Annotated in this window: 13 protein-coding genes, 1 tRNA gene and 1 pseudogene; 6 read left to right on the top strand and 9 right to left on the bottom strand. The window is 68.3% G+C overall.

The features are described from left to right. The 3 genes from nbrcactino_RS02020 to nbrcactino_RS02030 all read right to left on the bottom strand — a co-directional run bounded on the left by nbrcactino_RS02020 (nucleotide 1) and on the right by nbrcactino_RS02030 (nucleotide 4,429). Nucleotides 1–1,365, bottom strand: coding sequence for an MFS transporter (locus nbrcactino_RS02020; RefSeq protein WP_371864544.1), 1,365 nt, complete (start codon nucleotides 1,363–1,365; stop codon nucleotides 1–3). A 174-nt stretch (nucleotides 1,366–1,539) separates the two neighbouring features. Beyond that, nucleotides 1,540–2,829, bottom strand: a complete 1,290-nt coding sequence (locus nbrcactino_RS02025) for an oxygenase MpaB family protein (RefSeq protein WP_371864459.1) — start codon at nucleotides 2,827–2,829, stop codon at nucleotides 1,540–1,542. Between the two features lie 292 nt (nucleotides 2,830–3,121). Then, complete coding sequence (locus nbrcactino_RS02030) at nucleotides 3,122–4,429, bottom strand: J domain-containing protein (protein ID WP_161925848.1); 1,308 nt, start codon at nucleotides 4,427–4,429, stop codon at nucleotides 3,122–3,124. Nucleotides 4,430–4,623: 194 nt separating this feature from the next. On the opposite strand from nbrcactino_RS02030, the gene nbrcactino_RS02035 reads away from it, so the two are divergent. Further along, the gene (locus tag nbrcactino_RS02035) at nucleotides 4,624–5,202 is read left to right on the top strand and encodes an HD domain-containing protein (RefSeq protein WP_161925849.1); all 579 of its coding nucleotides are present in this window, start codon (nucleotides 4,624–4,626) and stop codon (nucleotides 5,200–5,202) included. An 18-nt stretch (nucleotides 5,203–5,220) separates the two neighbouring features. Here the strand turns inward: nbrcactino_RS02035 and nbrcactino_RS02040 are convergent. Next, nucleotides 5,221–5,305 (bottom strand) — tRNA-Ser (locus nbrcactino_RS02040). Between the two features lie 55 nt (nucleotides 5,306–5,360). Between nbrcactino_RS02040 and nbrcactino_RS02045 the strand changes: the two genes are divergently transcribed. Further along, nucleotides 5,361–6,275 carry an aminoglycoside phosphotransferase family protein gene (locus nbrcactino_RS02045; protein ID WP_161925850.1) on the top strand — a complete coding sequence of 305 codons (915 nt, stop codon included), beginning with the start codon at nucleotides 5,361–5,363 and terminating at the stop codon, nucleotides 6,273–6,275. Between the two features lie 4 nt (nucleotides 6,276–6,279). Here nbrcactino_RS02045 and nbrcactino_RS02050 read toward each other — a convergent pair whose 3' ends face one another. Then, the gene (locus nbrcactino_RS02050) at nucleotides 6,280–7,869 is read right to left on the bottom strand and encodes a hypothetical protein (protein ID WP_228460633.1); all 1,590 of its coding nucleotides are present in this window, start codon (nucleotides 7,867–7,869) and stop codon (nucleotides 6,280–6,282) included. 69 nt (nucleotides 7,870–7,938) lie between these two features. Continuing rightward, the gene (locus tag nbrcactino_RS02055; protein ID WP_161925852.1) at nucleotides 7,939–8,817 is read right to left on the bottom strand and encodes an oxygenase MpaB family protein; all 879 of its coding nucleotides are present in this window, start codon (nucleotides 8,815–8,817) and stop codon (nucleotides 7,939–7,941) included. A gap of 87 nt (nucleotides 8,818–8,904) precedes the next feature. On the opposite strand from nbrcactino_RS02055, the gene nbrcactino_RS02060 reads away from it, so the two are divergent. Continuing rightward, the gene (locus tag nbrcactino_RS02060) at nucleotides 8,905–9,468 is read left to right on the top strand and encodes a TetR/AcrR family transcriptional regulator (protein ID WP_161925853.1); all 564 of its coding nucleotides are present in this window, start codon (nucleotides 8,905–8,907) and stop codon (nucleotides 9,466–9,468) included. Between the two features lie 12 nt (nucleotides 9,469–9,480). On the opposite strand, the gene nbrcactino_RS02065 is transcribed toward nbrcactino_RS02060, so the two are convergent. Then, the gene (locus nbrcactino_RS02065; RefSeq protein WP_161925854.1) at nucleotides 9,481–11,202 is read right to left on the bottom strand and encodes an HNH endonuclease signature motif containing protein; all 1,722 of its coding nucleotides are present in this window, start codon (nucleotides 11,200–11,202) and stop codon (nucleotides 9,481–9,483) included. Between the two features lie 65 nt (nucleotides 11,203–11,267). On the opposite strand from nbrcactino_RS02065, the pseudogene nbrcactino_RS17980 reads away from it, so the two are divergent. After that, nucleotides 11,268–11,448, top strand: a pseudogene (locus tag nbrcactino_RS17980) (IS481 family transposase); the annotation flags it as partial. On the opposite strand, the gene nbrcactino_RS02070 reads toward nbrcactino_RS17980, so the two are convergent. Together nbrcactino_RS02070 and nbrcactino_RS02075 are read right to left on the bottom strand one after the other, a co-directional pair. Then, nucleotides 11,445–12,710: a wax ester/triacylglycerol synthase domain-containing protein gene (locus nbrcactino_RS02070; RefSeq protein ID WP_161925855.1), complete on the bottom strand. Its 1,266-nt coding sequence runs from the start codon at nucleotides 12,708–12,710 to the stop codon at nucleotides 11,445–11,447. The pseudogene nbrcactino_RS17980 and the gene nbrcactino_RS02070 overlap by 4 nt on opposite strands. Nucleotides 12,711–12,714: 4 nt before the next feature. Beyond that, a complete protein-coding gene (locus nbrcactino_RS02075; protein WP_161925856.1) occupies nucleotides 12,715–12,960 on the bottom strand; it encodes an acyl carrier protein in 246 nt (81 codons plus the stop codon). A gap of 209 nt (nucleotides 12,961–13,169) precedes the next feature. Here nbrcactino_RS02075 and nbrcactino_RS02080 point away from each other — a divergent pair, with 209 nt between their 5' ends. Further along, nucleotides 13,170–14,813, top strand: a complete 1,644-nt coding sequence (locus nbrcactino_RS02080; RefSeq protein ID WP_161925857.1) for a long-chain-fatty-acid--CoA ligase — start codon at nucleotides 13,170–13,172, stop codon at nucleotides 14,811–14,813. After that, complete coding sequence (locus nbrcactino_RS02085) at nucleotides 14,803–16,503, top strand: (2,3-dihydroxybenzoyl)adenylate synthase (protein ID WP_161925858.1); 1,701 nt, start codon at nucleotides 14,803–14,805, stop codon at nucleotides 16,501–16,503. The genes nbrcactino_RS02080 and nbrcactino_RS02085 overlap by 11 nt, the downstream gene beginning before the upstream one ends. Nucleotides 16,504–16,526: the final 23 nt, after the last annotated feature.

The following is a 16,526-nucleotide window of genomic DNA, read 5'->3' on the forward strand; positions in this document are numbered from 1 at the left end:
TCAGACGTCCTCGATGACCGGGCTCGGCCGGGCCGCGGGGATGGCCAGCGCTACCAGGGCCGCAACGGCGCAGGCCACCAGCGAGATCAGGGCGGCGGTGAGATAGCCGGAGACGTCGGGGACGTTGCGGGTGTGGCCGTCGGCGTCGAGGACCGGCACCATCGACCAGGTGAGGATCATGCCCACCAGGGCGGCCGACGTCGACGTGCCGATAACCCGCATCAGGGCGTTGACGCCGTTGGCCTCGCCGGTCTGCGCCACCGGGACCGCGCGCATGATCAGCGCCGGCATGGCGGCGTAGGCGGTGCCCAACCCGGCGCCGCTGATGCACGCGATGATCAGCATCAACCACCAGGTGAACGGCACGTCGGTGGTCAGCGGCAGCAGCAGCACGGCGTAGGCCAGGCCCAAGCCGGCCCCGCCCAGGGCCAGCGCGGTGCGAGGTCCGTACCGGTCGGTGATCCATGAACTCACGTGGGAGAAGAGGAACATCAGGATGCCGCTGGGCGCCAGGACCAGCGCCGCGGTGGCCATCTGGTAGCCCAGTCCCAGTTCGCTGGTGGTCGGCGCCATCAGGAGCTGGATCGGCATGATCTGCATCGAGTAGAACGCGAAGCCGGTGGCGATCGACGCGACGTTGGTCAGCAACACCGGCCGCCCGGCCGCCAGGCGCAGGTCGATGAGCGGGGTGGGCCGGCGCAGTTCGTAGGTGCACCACAGGGCGGCGATGACGGCCAGCGCGACGAACATCCCCACCGTCTTCGGCGACCCCCACCCCCACGTCGCCCCCATGGACAGCGGCAACAGCAGACAGGTGAGCATGGCCGCGAGTCCGAGGGCGCCGAGCGAGTCGAAGTGGCCGCCCGCGCGGCCGGTGCTCTCCGGGACGGTCAGCATGATCCCGATGCCGGCCAGGGCGGCGGCGAGGGCGCACAACCAGAACAGGACGTGCCAGCCGACGAACTCGGCGATCGACGCGGCGACCGGAAGCCCCAGCGCGCCACCGATCCCCAGCGAGGCGCTCATGGCGCCGACGGAGGCGCCGAGGCGGCGCGGCGGGACGATGTCGCGCATAGCCGAAATCCCGAGGGCGATGGTGCCGAAGCCGAGCCCCTGCAGACCGCGGCCGATGAGGAACGGCAGGAGCGACCCGGACACGGCGCAGACCACCGATCCGAGGGCGACCGCACCCATGCTGGCCAGCAGCATGCGGCGCTTGCCGTACATGTCGCCGAGCCGCCCGCCGATCGGGGTGATCACCGCCCCGACGAGCAGGGTGACGGTCAACGCCCAGGTGGCGTGCTCGTCGCGTGCGTGCAGCAGGGTCGGGAGCTTGGGGATGAGGGGGACGATGACGGTCTGCATGAGCGCCACCACGATCCCGGCCGCGGACAGGACGACCACCGCGGCGCGCGGGTGGCGCTCCTCGTCGGGACCGGCCGCGGGTGCCGTCTTCTCGGTCGTCACGATTACCTCCGCTGTCACGCTAACCCGTGACCGACCGGGGCCCCTAACCGAGACGGCCCTCAGCGAGACGACTCAGCGGCGCAGACCCTTGCCGTGGGCGAAGTCGGCCGACCGCCCAGCCATCTGCATCCGGTGCCAGTTCTCGCGATGGCGGCACATCAACTTCTCGTGCCACCGGGAGAAGGCGGGAGAGATCCGGCGCAGGGTCTCGACGGTGAAGACGAGCGGGTAGCGCAGGAGGATCAGGGCGATGCCGGGGAGCGGGTTGGGCATGTCGTACTTCCGGCGGGTCCACGGGAACATGTAGATGCTCGAGTAGGCGGCGTACATGGCGGCGTTGTACTTGCCGCGCAGTTTGGCCAAGCCGGTCGCGTCGTCGGTGGTGAATGCCGCGGGGAAGGATTCGATCAGCTCGGCGCCGTCCTTTCCGGCGTCGTAGCTGCGGGTGAGGTTGACGAAGGCCAGCAGCCGCAGGGCCTCGCTGATGGTGGACGGGTACCAGGTCGTCCGCACGCCCAGCAGATGGCCAAGGTAGCGCTGGTAGTGCAGCAGGGCGCGGATCTCGCGCGGGGTGGTCTGGATACCGGTGAGCCACAGCGCCATCGCCGGAACGACGCTGCCGCCCATCAGGGTGAGCAGTTGGTAGGACTGGCTGATCGGTGCGCCCCAGCGTTCCCGGTCCCATTCGGGGTGCTCGGCAACCGTCCGGCGGACCCACACGTGCATCACCCGTACGCGCATCGCCGTCGCCCGTCCGGCCGAACCCGGGGTGAGCAGGGCGCCGGGCTGCGAGGTGTCGATCCAGAACTTCGCGGTCTCCAGGAACCGGCGCAGGGCGTTGTCTCCGGCGTACCCGCCGGCCAGGGACAGCGGCTTGGCGACCGCCGCCTCGGTGTACATCTCCAGCGTCTCGCCGCCGGCGACGCTGAACAGGGCGGTGCCCCAGCGGCGCCAGATCTGCTCGCCCTGGGCGATCAGATCCGGGTCCACCCAGCCGGGGACCTCCTCGAACTCGGCGAACAGCTCGACCATCGCCGGGGGCGGGTTGTCGAGACTGTCGATGCCGTTGGTCAGCGCCTCGTCGAGAAGGGCGCGCGCCTGCTCGCCGCCGAGGCTGCCGTACACCTCGCCGACGAAGCGCTCGGCGACGGCGTCGGTGGCGAACATCTCCTCGGCGAAGGTCGCCAGGTGCTCGGGTTCGGGGAAAAGGTCGGTGCCGGTGAGCCGCCGGGACAGGCCGCGCACCCGGTTGAGCCACGGGCGGCCGAGCGCCGCGTCGTAGGTGACGGCCGACGGGAAGCCGCCGTTGGCTGTGGCCGACACGGCGTCGGCGGACGTTTCGGGTGACAGGCTGGTGGACACGACGACCTCCTCAAGGATTGAGACGGATCATACATATCGTCTCATTCTGGTGTCGAGTCCGGCGCCGATCGCCGTGGTCACCGACGCCGCCACCACCGTCGTCGGTCCGGTTTGTCGACGGGTGGGGCCCAGAGTCCGGAAAGGTAGAGCCACAGAAAGGTCTCGCTGGGGATGCCCCAGGTGTCGTGGGTGGAGGGGTACATCGCTTGCACCGTTCCGTGACCGATTCCACGGATAATCCTCAGGCGGCACATGGGCGTGTTTTCCCAGTTCAGGCGGGAGAATCGCCAGGTCAGGACCAGCAGGCCTTCATGTGGCTTCGCGAGTCGAAGTTCTCGCCCTTACTCGGGAAGTACCAGGTGATTTTTCGATAGGCGCGCTTGCCGTTGCAGGTTCCGATGTCCCAGGCGACGATCGTGGCGGGCACCTCCTGCTCGGTCCCGACCCGGTCCTCCCGCAACCAGACGCCGGTGCCGGTTCCCTCGGCGCGCTCGCCGCCCCAGCTGGTCCAGGTGATGTCCGTGACGCGGGCCCGGCCGACGCCGCCGGTGTAGACCGTCGTCGGCCGCTCCTGCCCGTAGCCCTTGCCGTTGGGAGGCATCGATCCCAGGACGACGGCGCCACCCGCGCTGGTCGTCGGCGCCGCTTTGCCCGGGCCGTCGAAGCGCTCGACTTTCTGCTTTGAGAGGAACACCCCCGAGCCGGTCGTGGTGTTCCAGCAGGTCAGCCCGTGGAACTCCGACGCGCAAACCCAGTTCTGGAAGTAGTACTGCTTGCCGTAGGCCACGCGCGGAACCCGGTAGCCGTCATTGGCGGGCTGGTTCATCCAGCCGGTCGTGCCAGAGCTGTCCGTCGGGTCGCCGACCCGGTCGTGTCGGAGCGGCAACAGCCATTTGCCCTTGCAGGTGCCGACCCGGTTCACGCATCCCAGCGGGCTCGACGACTTGTTGTAGCTGAGCACGCCGCACTGGCCCTGGCGGCCGTCGGAGTCGGCCGCCTGGAAGTCGCAGCCGATGCCGCCCGTGGGCGTCAGCAGGTGTGCGGACAGAACTTTGCCGTATCTGCTGACATAGGTCGGCAGCGGGATCGCACCGGTCGGACGCGGACCGCCGGCTCCCGGATAGGCGTCTTCGACGGGGGCGGATGCGGCAGCGCTCGGCGGCGCACCCGACGGCGTCGACGAGGAGGCCCCCTGCTCGGTGCTGCTGGAGGCCGCCGGCTTCGCGGTGTCGTCCGAGTGGCGACCGCCGAAAACGAACGCCCCGACGACGCCCAGCGCGATGACCACGGCGACGGCGATCGCTGCGAGTGCCCAGCCGGGAACGGGCAGCCCGGACGGGGACTGTGCCGGGGCGGGACCCGCGAGCTGTGCGAGCACGGCGGTGTCGATCTCGGGTCCGGTCGGATCGGCAAGTCGTGCGTCGTAAGCGGCGCGCTTGGCCGGGTCGCCGAGGATCGCCTGCGCGGTGTGGATCTGCTCGTGCAGCGCGGTGTTCGACGGATCGGTCGCCGCCAGCGTCGTTGCGAGTCGGGCGGCAAGGTTCGGACTGCTCGCCGATCGGTCCAGTCCGAACGCCGCGTACAAGTCGATGTGTGCCACTCGTGCCCCCTGTGTCGATCGCCGGCGACTCGTATTCCTGTCCCCGACATGCAGGAATGAACCACAGTCTCGCGCTGGGGATCAACCGCAACGCGCCGAGATCACCCGTCTGGACCAACTGGCGATCACAGTGCGATGAGCGAGCCCGACGACAATCGGTGGTGGCGCTGTCCGACCGGGGCTAGCTTCAGTCCATGGACGTCGTCGAGATCGCGCCGGTGCTTCGAACCGAACTCCTCCGACGGTGGAACGAGCCGCACCGTCGCCACCACGATCAGCGTCATCTCGACGAGGTCGTGGCGGGGCTTGCGACGTTGTCGGAAGCCGGCTTGGACTTCGACGCGCGGCCGACGGTCTTGGCCGCGTGGTTCCACGATGCGGTGTACCGCCCGCTGCGCCCCGACAACGAGGAGGCATCGGCGAACCTGGCCCGCGAGCTGCTGGTCGATGACGACGACCGCGATGAGGTGGCGCGCCTCGTCGAACTTACCCGGACACATCAGCCCGCGCCCGGTGACCGAAACGGCATCGCCCTCTCCGACGCCGATCTGGCCGTCCTCGGTGCGGATGCGCACCGATACGACGAGTACGCCGCGAACGTCGGCGAGGAATTCCGCCGGGTGCCCCGACCCCTGTATCGGCGCAAGCGTCGCGAGCTGCTGGCCGAGTTTCTCACCCGCGAGCACCTCTACGTGTCACCGCCGGCGCAACAGTTGTGGGAAGCGACCGCCCGCGCGAATATCGCCCGCGAGATCGAGGCTCTGGCACGCTGAGCATCTGGTCCCAGTCTGCGGAAGCGGAGGGATTTGAACCCCCGGTGGTTTTACCCACGCTCGCTTTCAAGGCGAGTGCATTCGGCCGCTCTGCCACGCTTCCCGGTGCTGACCAGGCTAGCGGACCGTGCTGGCGGGTCGTCCCCTACGGTGGTGAAATGCGGATTCCCGCCGAGCTCGACGCCCAGCGGCGATTGGGCGCCGACTGGGCGCGCTGGCTCGACGGCCTGTCGGCGCGCACCGACGCCCTGCTCGGCGAGTGGCGGCTCGTCGCGGTCGGGGAACCGATGCACGGCTATGCCTCGATCGTCGTCCCGGTCCGCACCGACGATGGCGGCGAGGCGGTCCTCAAAGTCGGCTTCGACGGCTCGGTCGACACCGAGCAGGAGCATCTGGCGCTGCAATACTGGGCCGGCGACGGAGCGGTCCGGCTCTTCCGCGCCGATCCGGCTCGCCGGGCGCTATTGCTCGAACGGCTCACCACCCGTGATCTGAGCGACGAGTGGGATCTGTACGCGTGTGAGGTTGTCGCGCAACTGTATTCGCGCCTGCACCGCCCGGCGCCCCCGCGGCTGCGCCGGTTGAGCGACGCGCTGCGCGGCTGGCTCGACGCGATGGCGGCCGATGCCTCACACATGCCGGTGCCGCGGCGGCTGATCGATCGGGCGCTGGCGCACGGGCGCGACTTCACCGCCGACCCGGCCTGCGACGGGCGGATCATCCACGGCGACCTCCACTATGAGAACGTTCTCGCCGCCGAGCGCTCGCCGTGGCTGGCCATCGACCCGCAGCCGTTGTCCGGCGACCCGCATTTCGAGGTTGCGCCGCTATTGTGGAACCGATGGGAGGAGATGGTCGGCTACCTCGCCCCGTCGATTCGCCGTCGATTCGACACCGTCGTCAACGCCGCGATGCTCGACGAGGACCGCGCCCGCGAGTGGGTGGTGATCCGGATGGTCCTCAACGTGCATTGGGCGGTCCAGGACGCCGCGCGTATGAACCGTTCGCTCGACGACGGCGAGCGCGACTGGATCACCCGGTGTATCAGCGTCGCCAAAGCCGTGCAGCGCTGATCGGTTACCGCCGGGTCAGCGTGGCCAGTGGCGGCTGCAGGATTCCGGCGGGTGAGATGACCAGGGATCGGCTGCTGACCTGCACCCCGACCTCGAAGATGTCCCTGCCCTGCAGATGCTGTTTCACAAAGCGGCGCAACTCGCCCGAGTCCGTCGCCCACGGCTTGGCCTCGCGGACGTCGAGGGCACCGTCCATCGAACGCGGCTGCGCGTCGAGCCCGGGGCCACGCGGAACGAAGCGAAGGCCGTCGGTGGTGGCGAGGGTGACCGGGTAGGTCCGGCCCGACGGTGACTTCAGCACCATCGGGTGCCGGGTCTGGGCCCAGTCGAAGTCGGTTGCCGAGAGCCGCCATCCGTCGGGCAGTGCGCCGGCGAAGTGGACCCCGGTCGGCGGGGCCAGCGTCAGCGACGACTGATCGGTCGACGGGTCGGCGTCGAGGATCGGTCGGGCCAACCGGTCGCCGGTGGGGGTGAAGCGCCAGGCCGTCGCGTAGAGCGACTTGTGCCAGAAGCCGGTCGCCCCGTTGCGTCGGCCCTCCACCCGCAGCTCGCGGTCCTCGACGGCCGGGCCGGAGTCGTGGATGGAGATTCGAGAGGTCACCTCGCCGGGGACCTTCGGTTGGTGGTGCCAATCCTTCGCCGGCAAGGCGACCGGGGTGAAGCCCGGGTTGAAGCGCTCCTCCAACTGCGACGGCGCTTGGGCGCGCTTGATGTTGTGGCGCTGCCAGGTGTAGCGGTGCGGAATGTTGTTGGACCCGGCGAAGTCCAAATCGTATGCGCGCGTGTACATGTCGCCGTGGCGGTTGGTCACAAAGGTGACCGAACCCGACGTCGAGACCGCCTCGGAGATGAACCGCCCGCCGACTGGTCCGCCGATTTCGTAGCTGTAGTCGGCCGGCAGCCACGGGTCGAGGAAGACGATCCGCGAACCGCCGCCGGTAAGGGCGACCACCTGGACCAGACCGGCGGTCAGGTGGTGGGTGTTGCCGGCCGGATCGGTGAACCGCCGCGAGATCCGGTGGCTCAACGACCACTTCCGCGCATTGTGCGGGTCGTTGGGAACAGTCAGGCCGGGCCAGAGCCAGATGGGTGCGCCATAGAGCCGCGTCCAATTCCAGGTGACGGGGGCGGCCAACAGGTTGTCCAACGAGTAGATCCAACCGTCGCGGTCGAGCGCAACGAGCATGTTGTTGTTCACCGAGACGCCGACGACGTGGCCGTCCAGGCACCCCGGCGTGGGCACCTTGCGCCACACGCCCACCGAATGGCGCGGGCGCACATAGATCGAGCCGCGCCGCAGCGCCGTCTCGAGGAAGCTGTTGAAGCCCACGGTGCCGTCGCGCAGGTGGACGGCACGCGGAAGGGAGGACTGCGAGCGCGCCGGGGGTAGGACGGTGAACACGGCCGGGCTTTTGTCCCCGGGCAGAGGGGTCACGATGCCGGGCAGCGGCGGGATGAGCTGGTTGGTCCCGATCAGGGGGACGCAGGCCTTTGGCCCCGACGGGCGGGCCGACGCGGCTGGTGTTTGCGGCCCGACGACGCCGAGGACGGCTAACGCCGCGGTGCAGGCGGACAGGGCGGCGAGTCGGTTCACCAAGGGCTCCGGCTCACAAGGGCTCCTAGGTGTCGGCGACTCTCGTCGGCGGATCGTGGTCGATCGTCATCATGCCAGTGCCCGCTCCCGCGCGGAGTGGTCTACCGGACAACCGCTCGGGAAAGTTCCGAGGCGCTCGGTGACCACCTCGTCGGGCCCATAGGTTTTGATGCGGCGGCTTCCCTCGATGTACTTGGGCCGGACCCGCGGCGGCAGCAGGCGCACGAACGCGGCGCGGGCCCGCATCGCGGCGAGTGCGGCGGCTCGGATCAGCTTCGGCGGCTCGGAGAAGTGGAAGGCCTCGATGAGCGGGGCATCCATGAGGGCGCGGGAGAACACCTTCATGGCCGGGCGCAACGGTCGCGGATAGAAGGTGGTCAACAGGTGCAGGGTCATGTCGGCGACCCGGCGCCCGCCCTCGTCGTAGGCGAAGTGCTGCGCTTCGTAGTCGTCCATCAATTCGGCGAAACCCTGATAGGTGGTCGGCACGTCCTTGATGTTCATGTGCCGGCCGAGTTCGCGGTAGTAGTTCACCGATGCGGCGACCTCGTCGTAGGTCAGCGGCCGCCAACCGTAGTCGTCGATCCAGCGCTTCGGGACGACGACGAAGGTCGCCAGCACGTAGCGCATGTCATCGTTGCTGATGTCGTAGGCGCGGTGCATCTGGTTGATGCGGCGGATGGCGGACTTGCTCTCCGCCGACGCGAAGCCGCAGGTGACCGGCCGTTCCAGCAGCAGCGCGGTGTCGTCGTAGCGCTTCTGGGTGTCGTCGAACCCGCCGCTGTCGGAGAGGAGGCGCCCGATGCTCGGTACCGCGTAGGTGCGGAACAGGGCGAAGCTCAATGACTGGGTGAAGTCCCAGGGAAAGTCGTACTGCGCGACATTGCGGTAGATCTCCACGTAGTCGGTTTCCGGGTCGAGTCCGCGGTTGCGGTTCCAGCGAAACATGGGGGCTGCCTTTCCTCGAGTGATCCGAGCATAAGTGAACTTACGGAAGCTGGGCGCCGGTTTGGCAGAACTGGCACAATCTGCCCCATGACCGTCGACGGCGAGAGCGCGCAGGAATCGCCCCTGCGCCGGCGATTCCTCGACGCCGGGATGGTCGTACTGGGGCGCGATGGCTATGCGGGCTTCAAACAAGCGGCGGTGTGTGCCGAGACGGGGTTGACCACCGGCGCCTTCTACCACTCCTTCCGCAACTGGAAGGAGTTCGAGGCGGCGCTGATCGAGCACTGGCGCGACGCCGCGACCGATCGGCTCGTCGCCCGGCTCGACACGCACCCCTCGCCGCACGAGCGGATCGACGCACTCATCAACGTCGCACTCTCCTTGCCGCACCGATCAGAGGCGGCGATCCGCGTGTGGGCGGCCGGTGATCCCGAGGTCCGCGCGGCCCTGCGCCAGGTGGACCGAGTGCGCCGCGACGCCGTGGCCCGCTACCTGCGTGATCTGGGAGTCGACGCCGACCACGCCGACCGCTTCGCCGGCATGGCCATGCTGCTGCTCATCGGACATGAGTCGGCGGGGACGGATATCGGCGAGCTCGAGTGGAGCATGCGCCACGCGCTCGAGACCGACCCGCACTTCCAGGCGTTTTAAGAACCAGGCGTTTTAGAACGGCGGGTCGCCGCCGGCTTGCTCGTTGGCGAGGCGTTGTTTTCGGTTGGCTTCGCGTTCGGCTCGGCGGCGGGCGTGTTTGGTTTTGGTGCGGTCGTGGGGGCGGTGGTGTTTCGGGTTGCTCGGTTTGGTTGGTGGTGGTGGTTGGTGCCAGGTGATGGTGTCGAGTGTGGGGAACAGGGTGGTGTTGGTTTCGGCGGGTCCGGGGAGGTGGATGTCTTCCGGGGTGACGGTTTCGTGTGTGAGGTGGCCGGTGCGGGTGCGGTAGTGGTCGTCGAGCCAGCCGGTGCCGAAGGTTTTGAGTCGGTGGTGCAGGCGGCATTTGGTGGTGAGGTTGTCGGGGGTGGTTTGGCCGCCGAGGTGGGGGTGGTGGTGGTCGAATTCGGTGGTGTGGTCGATGTCGCAGGTCCAGGCGGGTTGGTTGCAGCCGGGAGTGGTGCAGTAGCCGTCGCGGATGCGGATGAAGGTGTCGAGGGCGGCGGAGGGCCGGTAGGGGTCGGACGGGAGGTGCGTCGGTAGCGACACCGTGCCTGCGGTGGGGTTGAGGGGTCGGATGGTGGTGTCGTTGCGGTGGGTGATGTTGCGGAGGTGGGCGGCGGAGATGATGCCGTGGCCGTTGAGGTAGGCGGGTTCGTCGTCGTGGCCGGCCAGGGTGGTGTGGTTGGCGATGACGTGGACCAGGATGCGCCCGTTGGTGATGGCGGTGTTCTGGTGGTCGCGGATCCAGGTGGCCAGGGTGGTGGGGTCGGGGATGGTGGCGGTGCAGTCCTCGCGATGGCAGTCGCAGTCAAACGGGGTGCCGGTGATCAGGGCGTAGAGGGCGTCGCTGTTGCGGGCGTCGGAGGTGCGGGTGTCGTGGGGGCAGGTGTGTGCGGCGAGGTCGAGGATGGCGGTGTAGGCGATGGCGGCGTTTTCGGCGGTCATGGTGGCGCCCAGGGAGCTCATGCCGTCGGTGCCGGGCAGGATCCAGGTGCAGCGGTCGTGGTTGGCTTTGTCGTGGCGGCGTCGTACGGCGTCGGGGTCGTGGCGGAAGATGATGCGGTCGACCATGTCGGCCAATCGTCGGGTGGACCAGCTGCCGGGGGTGTGGCGGGCGAGGATGTCGGCGATGGCGGTGTCGATGGCTGGTGCCCAGTCGTGGTCGTCGATGAGTTCGGTGCGGGTGATGATGAGCCGGAATTGGCGTGGGGACAGGTGTCCGTCGCGTAGTTGCCGGCCCACGCGGGGGAGGCGGTCGCGCATGGCGATGGCGTCCTGGAGCCAGTGTTCGCCTTGGCGTTGGGTCAGGCCTTGACTCATGGCGATGCGGGCGGCGCATTGGGTGTCGATGTCGAGGAGGCGGACCCCGCGTGGGGAGGGTTCGGGTTTGCCGGTGCGGGTCAGGTGGGTGTGCATGGCCCCGATCTCGCGGTATTCGGCCCAGGCGATCATGGCGGCGGCTTTGGCCGCATCACCTAAGACGTCGATGGTCCAGGCGGGTTCGCCGACGGTGACCGCCATCGCGGCGTCCAGGGCGTGGGCGCGGTCCTGCCACAGGTCGGAATCGGGGTTGTTCAGGTGGGCGTCGGCATGATCGGGGCCCGGATCATCAGTGTCGTCGGCGAAGACCAGTGGCGCCATCGCCGCTTCCCGTTCGGCGGCGTCAACGGCCCCGGCCAGATCGATCGGCAGATCGAATCCGCCGCCGGGCTTGGCGATCGCTGCGAGGGTGGTCATGCCCCCATCCTACTCGAACACCTATTCGAGCACAAGGGAGAATCCTGCAGCTCAGCTGCCTCTTCGAACGCTTCAACCGGACCCTGGCCGCCGAATGGTCCTACGCGAAACCTACGCCGGCGAAGCCAAACGAAAAGCCGCCTACACCGCATCGCTCCACCACTCCAACCACCACCGACCCACACCGGGATCGGTGGCCAAGTCCCCTCAGGCCGCATACGCAACCTCACGGGGGAGGACGCCTAGACGGTGCTCGAAGCCCCACTCAGCACGGCATCGAAGGCCTCGACGAAACGCGGGCCGTAACCCGGCAGCGCTTCCCCGTCGTAGACGACGCCGAAGCTGGTGCGGGTACCCAGGATCAGGATGGTCACCGAGAAGGAGTAGCCGACCAACGGCGACAGCGCGGTGAGGTCCTCGATCGGGGCGCCGAGCACGGTGCGGACCCGGGTGAAGCCGGGGTTGACGCCGACGTGGATATCCGGCGACATCCGCTTCATCGACATCCCCGACAGCAGACGGAAGATGGGCCACGGCGCGCGGGGGGCATCGTCGGCGGCGGCGAGGTAGAGCTCGGGCCTTTCGGCCTCGATCGTCTCGAGCTGCGCGTGGATCGCCGGCAGCTGATCGGCGATGGAGTTTCGGTTGCCGGCCAGGTTCAGCAGCGACACCGCGACCGCGTTGCCGGTGTGGCGGAAATCCTTGTCCAGCGTCACGGGGAGGGTGACGCGGATATTCGACGATGCGTCGGCCGGCGGGACCGTACTGACCGCAGCGCCGACAGCGGCAAGCAGGAACTCATGCACCGACGCGCCCTCGCGTTTCGCGGCGCGCCGCAGATCACGGGTGGAAACGCTGTGCCACACCGCTTCTCGTTTGCCAGCGTTGGTCAGCTTGGGCCACTGGCGGGCCTCCTTGCCGGCTTCCCAGGCGGTGCCGAAAGAGGCCTTGGCGGTGGCCAGCGCCTCGGGATCGATGCCACTGATGTGGAAGCGCGGGCTGGTCGCGAAGCGGTCGAACTCGGCCAGACCATCGTCGTCGGCGTCGGCCAGCAACGCGGAGAACGCGGCGCCGGCGATGCCGTCGGACAGGCTGTGGTGCACCCGGAGCAGCAGGTATTGGCCGCCGCTGGCCATCGAGTCTGCTGGGGTGAATAGCGTCAGGTGCCAGAACGGTCGACCGCGCTCGAGATGGGTGCCCATGAGGGTGCCGATCTGTGCGTGGAGTTCGGCGTCATCGACATACGACGCGGCGGCAACCTGTGCGGCTGGGTCGATCTCGTCGACCTGAACCACCCGGGGCCGACGCCAGCGGCCGCCGATAATCCCGGTGCGGAACAGGTCATATCGCTCGGCGCGCTGTGCGACCCGCTCTCGGACGGCAGCCAGATCCAGCCCCGCCCCGTCGCCCAGTTTCAGCAGCATGGCCCAGTGCATGGGGCTGCTGTGGGTGTCGAGATGGAGGTAGGTGTGGTCCTGGGGGCCGAATTCGATCGCGGCGTCGCTCATCGGATCAGACCGTGGCCATGCGCGAGCGGACGAGGGCGACGAGATCATCGACCGACTTGGTCTCGAGCATCTCGCGCTCGGTGAGTTTCACGCCTAAACGCTCCTCGATGGCGACCACGCCGATCGCCAGGGCGACCGAATCGAGGCCGAGGTCTTCAACGAGACGCGACGTGCCGGACACCTCGTTTTCGGCGATGTCGAGGTCCTCGGTGAGGATTTCTTTGAGCGTGGTTTCGACCTGGTCGGACACAAATTCTCCTGAACTCTGGTTATAGGGAAAGACGCCGGATCTGCCATCCGAGCCGTGGCGAGAGTCACCGCAACCGTAGTAGACGATCCATGCATCTGCAAGGTATACCTAACCTTACCGTGGTGCACTCCGTGCAAACCCTCAAACTTAACCCATCAAAGCACTGCAATGCTCGGCCAAATGAATGACAAACGTGGAGGTTCATCCAAATGAGTACTCTCGTCCAGACGTGGCTGGCGAGCTCACCGTCGACCATCACCGGCTTGCACAGCGGCGACGACCCGGCTGAGCTTCGGTTCCGAACCTGGGCGCAGGTCCGGGAATCCGCCCGCGAACTCGCCGCCGGATTGGCGCACGCGGGGGTTGGCAAAGGCGACGCGGTCGCCATCCTCGCGGGCGACCCAGGCGACGTCGCCGATCTGGTCCAGGCAATCTGGATGCGCGGCGCCTCCTTCACCATGCTGCACCAGCCCACCCCGCGCACCGACCTGCAGGTCTGGCTCGACGAGACGCGCGAAGTCATCACCATGCTTGATGCGGCCGCCGTCGTCATCGGCGAACCCTTTGTCTCGGCGCTGGCTGGTGTTGGCGACCTCAACCTCGATGCCACGGTGGTCTCGGTCGCCGAGCTGCATGGCCACGACGAGGTGCCGCTGGTTGACATCGATGGTGGGGACACCGCCATCCTGCAACTCACCTCCGGCAGCACCGGCACCCCTAAGGCCGTCGAGATCACCTTCGGCAATGTGGAGCAAAACCAGAGGGCGATGATCGACGCGCTCGACGCGTCGGGCTATGACGTTGCTGTCAGTTGGCTGCCGCTCTACCACGACATGGGGATGATCGGCCTGATGATTCTACCGATGCTGGAGAACGTAGTCGCGGTGGTCACTACCCCGCTGGCCTTCCTGCGTAAGCCGCAGTCGTGGGCGGAGTTGATTACCCGCTTTGGCGGTACCGCCACGGCCGCACCGAACTTCGCGTACTCGGTTCTGGCGAAACGTCTGCGCCGTGCGCCCGAAGGCACCTACGACCTTTCGAGCCTGCGGGTCATCATCAACGGGGCTGAGCCTATCGATGAGAACTCGCTCGATCTGTTTCTTGCCGAGGGCGCCCGCTTCGGGCTGCGTCCGCAAGCGATGATGCCCTGCTACGGCATGGCCGAGACAACCCTGGCGGTGTCCTTCGACTCCCCCTCTCGGCGCTACACGATCGACACGATCGATACGGATGCTGTCGAATCCACGGGGGTGGTCCGGCGCGTCGAGGAGTCGACGCGCACGCATGTGCGGCTGGGTCGTCCGGTACTGGGCCTAGAGCTCAGAATTGTCGATGACTCCGGCGCCGAGTTGCCCGCTGACCACATCGGCACGATTCTGGTCCGCGGCGCTGCCGTCACCAAGCGCTACCTCAAGTCGGAGGAGGGTTTCGTGTCCGCAGTGGACGCGAACGGCTGGCTCGACACCGGCGATTTGGGTTATGTCACCACCGATGGAGAGGTCGTAGTGACTGGTCGCAAGAAGGACGTCATCATCGTCTCCGGTCGCAACCTGTCCCCGACCGTCATCGAGCGTGCTGCCTGCAGTGTCGACGGTGTCCGCCCCGGCAATGCCGCCGCCATTTCCTACCGACGCCTCGACGGTCGCGAGGGGATTGCCGTAGTTGCCGAATCAGAGCTCGCCGACGACAAGGCGCAGGCCGATCGAATCCACGACGAGGTGGCCCGGGCTGTGTTCGACACGGTGGGCGTCTCGGTCACGGCGGTGACGCTGATCGGAAAGGGAGAACTACCCAAAACGCCGTCAGGCAAAATCCGGCGCCACTCCGCTGCCGAACTCGTTGATGCGAACTGAGGCCGACGTGACAACCTCGACGCAGACCGCCCTGTTCACCGACCTGGCCGAGGGGTTCACCCCGCATCCGGCGCCGGCCCAGCAGCGCTACGGGGAGGCGGGACTATTCGCCAATCGTGCGCTCTGGCAGATCATCGAGAAGGCCGCGACGTCCACACCCGCCGCTCCCGCCGTCACCGACGCGACCGGAACACTGACCTACGCCCAGTTCACCGACGCGGTGCGCGCGCGGGCCGCCGGCTTCGTCGCCGCCGGTCTGCGCCCGGGCCAGCGCGTGGTGCTGCAACAGAACAACTCTGTCCAATTCGCCATCACTCTGCTCGGCCTGTTGCGCGCCGGACTGGTGCCGGTCATGACCCTGCCGGCGCACCGCATCGCCGAGATCGCCCACCTCGCTGCCGGCGCCGACGCGGTCGCCTACCTCACCGAGGACGGCCGCCGCGGCTACGACTACCGCGAGCTCGCCACCGAACTCCAGCAGCGGGTCCCCGGCGTCGAGCACGTCTTCATCGACGGCGACCCGGGGGCGTTCGCGGCGCTGCCCGATGCCGACCCGGACACCGTCGAGCTACCCGGCCCCACCGATCCCGACCTGCCTGCGCTGCTGCTGGTCTCCGGCGGCACCACGGGCCTGCCGAAGCTGATCGCCCGCACCCACAACGACTACCTGCTCAACGCGCACCAGTCGGTCCGCGTCACCGGCCTCACCCGGGCCGACACCTACCTGGCCGCACTGCCGGCGGCGCACAACTTCCCGCTCTGCTGCCCCGGCGTGCTGGGCGTGTGGTCGGCCGGTGCGCACGCGGTGTTCACCGACAACCCGAGCCCGGACGCGGCCTTCGACCTGATCGAGAAGCACCGGGTCACGATCACCGCGCTCGTTCCGGCCCTGGCCCAGGTGTGGTGTGCGGCCACCGAGTGGGAGCCGGCAGACATCTCGTCGCTGCGGCTGCTGCAGGTGGGCGGATCCAAGTTGGCGCAGGCCGACGCCGAAGCGCTCGACGCCGCGCTCGGCCCGATCACCCAGCAGGTGTTCGGCATGGCCGAGGGCCTGATCTGCTACACCCGCCTCGACGACCCGCGCGACCTCGTGCAGCAGGTCCAGGGCAGTCCGATGTCGGAGTTCGACGAGGTGCGCATCGTCGACGAGAACGGTGACGACGTGCCCGACGGCACCGACGGCGAGCTCCTCGTCCGCGGCCCGTACACGATCCGCGGCTACTACCGGGCCGAGTCGACCACCGGGGGACAGGCCTCCCTCTCGTTCACCCCCGACGGCTTCTACCGCTCCGGCGACCGCGTCCGCCGCCTGCCCTCCGGGCATCTCGTGGTCACCGGCCGCATCAAGGACACCATCGTGCGCGCCGGCGAGAACGTCGCCGCCGACGACGTCGAGGAGAACCTCGTCGCCCACCCGTCGGTGCGGCAGGCCGCGGTGATCGGGGTCCCCGACGCCAGCCTCGGCGAGCGGATCTGCGCGCTGGTCGTGGCCTCGCACGAGCACGCCCCGGGCCAACCGCTGCCGTTGGCGGAGCTGCGCTCCTTCCTGGCCGATCGCGGCCTGGCGGCCTTCAAGCTCCCCGACGAGGTGCGCCTGGTGTCGTCGCTGCCGCTGACCGCCATCGGCAAGGTCGACAAAAAGGCGTTGCGTGCCCAACTCGACGCCGAACCGGCGTCGGCGAAGTCCTGATCCCACCCCCTTCCATCCCTGCT

This window comes from Gordonia crocea (assembly GCF_009932435.1).
Lineage (GTDB): Bacteria > Actinomycetota > Actinomycetes > Mycobacteriales > Mycobacteriaceae > Gordonia > Gordonia crocea.

What these genes read in the sequence shown, in the direction of transcription:
- nbrcactino_RS02020 (WP_371864544.1), bottom strand. Translation starts at nt 1,365, where the DNA reads ATGCAGACCGTCATCGTCCCCCTCATCCCCAAGCTCCCGACCCTGCTG.
- nbrcactino_RS02035 (WP_161925849.1), top strand. Translation starts at nt 4,624, where the DNA reads ATGGACGTCGTCGAGATCGCGCCGGTGCTTCGAACCGAACTCCTCCGA.
- nbrcactino_RS02045 (WP_161925850.1), top strand. Translation starts at nt 5,361, where the DNA reads ATGCGGATTCCCGCCGAGCTCGACGCCCAGCGGCGATTGGGCGCCGAC.
- nbrcactino_RS02055 (WP_161925852.1), bottom strand. Translation starts at nt 8,817, where the DNA reads ATGTTTCGCTGGAACCGCAACCGCGGACTCGACCCGGAAACCGACTAC.
- nbrcactino_RS02060 (WP_161925853.1), top strand. Translation starts at nt 8,905, where the DNA reads ATGACCGTCGACGGCGAGAGCGCGCAGGAATCGCCCCTGCGCCGGCGA.
- nbrcactino_RS02065 (WP_161925854.1), bottom strand. Translation starts at nt 11,202, where the DNA reads ATGACCACCCTCGCAGCGATCGCCAAGCCCGGCGGCGGATTCGATCTG.
- nbrcactino_RS02070 (WP_161925855.1), bottom strand. Translation starts at nt 12,710, where the DNA reads ATGAGCGACGCCGCGATCGAATTCGGCCCCCAGGACCACACCTACCTC.
- nbrcactino_RS02080 (WP_161925857.1), top strand. Translation starts at nt 13,170, where the DNA reads ATGAGTACTCTCGTCCAGACGTGGCTGGCGAGCTCACCGTCGACCATC.
- nbrcactino_RS02085 (WP_161925858.1), top strand. Translation starts at nt 14,803, where the DNA reads ATGCGAACTGAGGCCGACGTGACAACCTCGACGCAGACCGCCCTGTTC.